We start from the raw sequence: 4,588 nt of genomic DNA on the forward strand, positions 1-4,588 counted from the left end.
CTTTGCTTCTGGCGTCGACATCTATTTTTCAGGCGATCGAGGGCTTTGTTGAATAAATCGGAGCTGCATAAAAAACCCGGGAACCTGAGTTGCCCGGTTTTTTCAACAAACGGTGCTCTTAATATATTCACACCTGTGATCACACTTTTTAACCCTCAAGCCTTTTACGTCGCAGCTTTAATTCCTGCTAACATTCGCTAATGTGAAAACCTGAATATTCAACCTCTCATGATATGAAATTGCAATATACACATTCTCCTTCATTGTTGAATGTGATAGATAATTGATGTCTAAAAAAGACGTCAGTCTATCCCGCAGAACTTTCCAATAAGTGTGAGCAGGCTATTTTATATGAAGCTGTATTCTAGTCGTTTGTTTATTTATTTAAATTGAGGGAGGTACGCTTTGTTGATCTCAATCATTTCATCCAGAATCTGTTTAGTAATATGCCCTTTTCTTACCAGCGGGTTAATGGTTAATGCCTGCAGGGCAGCGCCATAATCGCCTTCAACCCCTGCCTTAACGGTTAATTCTTCAAAGGCTTTTTGGAGCTGTAATGTTCCACGGATTGCCGGATTTTCAATGGCAGGAATATTTAATGGGTGTGCCCCCGACGCGGTAATCAGCGAGGTGACTTCAATCGCACAATCTGATGGCAACTCAGAAATCGTACCGTTATTGCGCGTATTGACGTGCATGAGGATACCTTTATTATTATAGATGCTATTAATCAATTCACATGCCGCATCAGAATAGTAAGCACCGCCCCGCTCCTCAAGCTGTTTAGGCTTAATCGCGAGATTAACATCCTCATATAATTTGAACAGTTCTTTTTCGATCGCTTGGACTTCTTCGCCACGCGTTATGAAGTCTTTCGCATCCATCTCCTTATGTTCAGCCTCATCCTGCATATAGTAGTACTGATGATAGCCACATGGAATTGCACCAAGTTGTTTCAGTTGCTCGGGTACCCATGTTACCTTGCCAAGGTTTTTCGGCAGTTCAAAGTCATCCCCTGAACACATTCTATCAATGACGTCTTTAATATGGTCTTTCCCAAGATGATCCCAAATGTGGAATGCATGGATAAAATGGTTTAGGCCTGCAAACTGGATCTGAACCTTTTTCCCAAGCAGTTCCTCAATGCCGTATTGAGTAATCACAGGGACATTGCATAAACCAATCACTTTAACGTTAGTATGCTTTAATACTGTTTCAGTAATGATACCTGATGGATTAGTAAAGTTAATCAGCCAGGCATCCGGGCATATTGCTTCAATATCCCGACAAAGATCCAGCGTAACCGGAATGGTGCGCATGGCTTTTGCAAACCCGCCGATGCCATTGGTCTCCTGGCCAATCATTCCATATTTATGTCCAAGGCGTTCGTCTTTAATTCGTGCAGGGATCATGCCCACCCGCATTTGAGAGCACACAAACGATGCGCCCTCTAACGCCTCGGCGCGGTTAAATGTTATCGTGAGATTAATAGGCAAGCCAGCCTTTTGAATCATTCGGATGGCTAGCGCACCAACAGTTTCAACTTTATAGCGGCCTTCTTCAATGTCATAGAGGACGATATCAGTAATAGGCAGTTCGTGATACCGCTTGATGAAGCCCTCCACTATTTCCGGAGTATAGCTGGAACCACCACCAATAATTGCGATTTTAAGCATTTTGTTTCTCCTTACATTGACGATACAACTCAACAATTTCAGTTGCCATTTCTTTGCATAACATACCGTTCATAATATGATCTTGGATGTGGGTTAAAATCAGAGTCATCGTAACTTTGCCTTTACCTTCATCTAAACCAATTAACTCTGTCTGGCATTTATGGACTTCTTTAAATATTTCATCAGAGATCTGTAACTGATGAAGTGCTTCGGCATAACATCCCTCGCGGGCTTTATAAATAGCATTCATCGCCGCGCTTTTTCCCGCACCGGCCTGGCAAAGCAAATTCATTAAATATTCTTCATCAAGAAGAGAATGAGATTCCATAATTAAACCTATATCTGTTGTTTACATTAAATTATTCAGTTCGAAGGTGCTGTTCCGACTCTTCTTTTAATAATGATCTTTCATATATCTTAAAGAAGGGGAAATAAATAATGGTGGCAAGTGTAAAGTTAATCGCAACAATGACCAGAGCCTGAATTGACCAGTTTGTTGACCACATGGCACCAATCGGTGCTGGAGTCGTCCATGGCGGAATAATCACGATTCGATGGAGTAGCTCAAGTTTAAATGCAAACCATGTCACAGTACCGCAAACGAGAGGCGCCACGACCCATGGAATGAAAAACAAAGGGTTGAGAACAATTGGCGTACCAAATACTACCGGCTCATTTATGTTAAAACATCCTGGGATTAATGATAATTTTCCAATTGATTTTAAATGTAATGAGCGTGACCGCAAGAACAGTAGGACTAACCCAAAGGTCGCTCCTGATCCCCCCAGCTGAATAAAAAAATCAATGAATGGCTGAGCAAAAATTGTAGGTAGTTCTTTCCCTGGAACGCCTGCGGCGAGAGCTTGCTGGTTCACCGCTAAGTTTGATAAAACAAATGGGGCGATAACTCCGCTCGCAATCGTTGCCCCATGAACACCAGCCCACCATAGCACCTGAGCAATGAGCGTGATCATCAGTACGGCCCACAGACTGTCAGAAGCAGAAATGAGCGGTTTGAATGCCTGCATGATTAACTCAGGAATGATCATCCCCGTTTTCTGGTAAATAAACACACTCAGGGGATATACAACAATCATCACTAAGGCTATTGGAATCAGTAAGTCAAAAGATTGCCTGATTTTATCGGGGACTTGCTCTGGTAATTTCAATCCAATGTTGTTTTTTATTAAAAATTGCATCATTTCAGGAATAAAAATCCCGATGATCATTGCTGTAAAAATCCCCGTTCCCCCCATGTTTTTTATAGGTAACGCTCCATCAGTCATGGGGGCTGAAAGCATTAAAAAGGTGACCAGTGATAAGAGGCCCGCAAGAAATGGGTTAAGCTTACGGTAGTTTTTGGCTAAGTGATAACCGAGCCCAGTGACGACCCATAATGCCATCATAGCCATAGTATAATTATACGGGGCCATAATTTCATTATGATATTTAGTTGCAAATACAGTCCAAAAATTCACAGTTTGCTTTGAGAATGGAGGGTACGCAATAACCAGTGCAAAGGAACCCACAATAATAAAAGGGATCGCACCAATGAAAGCATCCCTAATTGCCATAACATGTCGCTGGGCCCCAATTCTGCCAGCAAAAGGTGCAAGATGCTCTTCCAAAAAATAGAATAATTTGTTTTTCATAAGACACCTGATAAGTAGATTTTTGACAGGTCCCGATTTAGGCCTGCTTTTCTATTAAGCATGCCGCAATCTTTCTTTTTTATTCTAAAACATGGTGATTAATTTTTTGACAAGGCTTGATTTAGGATGGCTTCGCCATTAAGCATTCCATAATCTTTCATTTCTATTTTATAACACGGCTTATTTGACTCATCGCATCGCTTTTTGAAATCCTTGAATTTGTAACTGACCTGGGGAGCCACCATGCAAATATCATAACGTGGTAGCACATCTTCAAATTCAGAAATTGAATAGGCTTCAATTTCTACATCAAGATTTTTCTCTGTGACCACCTTCCTCATTTTATTAACAACCATTGATGTCGACATACCTGCAGCACAACATAAAAAAATTTTAGTCGTCATAACATCCTCTCATTGAACGTGATTATATTGCGAATGTTTTTTCATCGTGCATAAAATTCAAAACTGTATTGGTTTAACCGGAAAATATTGATGCTATACTCAAATGCTTTCCCCTCTTCATACTCCCCAATTGAAATAACTTTCAACAGTGGGTGGTTGATTTTAACATCAAGCATTTTACTTAGTTTTTTATCAGCGAGTTCAACGGACACAATTTGTTTATTCCCATAAATATGCATTCCTTTCGAACGAACATAGCTATATTTTGAGCCTGACATAATCTCGACGGTCAGGTCCGAAAACATATTGACTGGCATATACGTTCTTTCAAAAATCTCAGGCTCATTATTGATATACCTGATGCGCTCAATATGAAATACCTGATCTGTAGGTGCCAGGCTAAGCCGCTCACCGGCGACGGCATCTGGATGAATGACCTCAAATGTGATGACTTTGGTCGTGACCTCTTTTCCTTGTTGCTTAATCTCTTGCTGAAAACCGGTTAACTCAGCGGCGCCATGAATCGCTGATTTATTCTTTTTAACATAAGTGCCTGACCCTTTGACTCTTACCAACAGGTCCTGCTCCATCAGTAAAGCCAACGACTTACGTAGCGTCATCCTGCTTACGTTATAGATCTCACACAACGCCACTTCGGGGGGAAGCATGTCTCCTTCCGAATAAAAACCTTCATTAATTTTATAGACGAGATCATCCGCAATACTGATATAAACAGGCTTCATAGCAACTCTTGTACATATTCATGAATGTACATATCGTATACATATCACGCCATCATGTATACCATTAGTATACCCATGAGTTTGTTATTTTGTGACCGTTATCACACCCAACT

5 protein-coding genes are annotated in these 4,588 nt (G+C 41.0%); all 5 read right to left on the bottom strand.

Going from position 1 to position 4,588, the window contains the following annotated elements; all coding sequences use genetic code 11:
• Positions 1-380: 380 nt before the first annotated feature.
• Positions 381-1,676 carry a 6-phospho-beta-glucosidase gene (locus tag N6G83_RS53910; RefSeq protein WP_211136792.1) on the bottom strand — a complete coding sequence of 432 codons (1,296 nt, stop codon included), beginning with the start codon at positions 1,674-1,676 and terminating at the stop codon, positions 381-383.
• Complete coding sequence (locus N6G83_RS53915) at positions 1,669-2,004, bottom strand: PTS lactose/cellobiose transporter subunit IIA (protein WP_248006702.1); 336 nt, start codon at positions 2,002-2,004, stop codon at positions 1,669-1,671. Before N6G83_RS53915 ends, N6G83_RS53910 begins: the two co-directional genes overlap by 8 nt.
• A 31-nt stretch (positions 2,005-2,035) precedes the next feature.
• A complete protein-coding gene (locus N6G83_RS53920; RefSeq protein ID WP_188470744.1) occupies positions 2,036-3,328 on the bottom strand; it encodes a PTS sugar transporter subunit IIC in 1,293 nt (430 codons plus the stop codon).
• A 98-nt stretch (positions 3,329-3,426) separates the two neighbouring features.
• On the bottom strand, positions 3,427-3,732 hold the full coding sequence (locus tag N6G83_RS53925) for a PTS sugar transporter subunit IIB (RefSeq protein ID WP_211136848.1): 306 nt from the start codon (positions 3,730-3,732) through the stop codon (positions 3,427-3,429).
• Between the two features lie 41 nt (positions 3,733-3,773).
• Positions 3,774-4,475, bottom strand: a complete 702-nt coding sequence (locus N6G83_RS53930; RefSeq protein ID WP_211136849.1) for a GntR family transcriptional regulator — start codon at positions 4,473-4,475, stop codon at positions 3,774-3,776.
• Between the last annotated feature and the right edge of the window lie 113 nt (positions 4,476-4,588).

It is taken from the genome of Serratia sp. PL7, assembly GCF_945957435.1.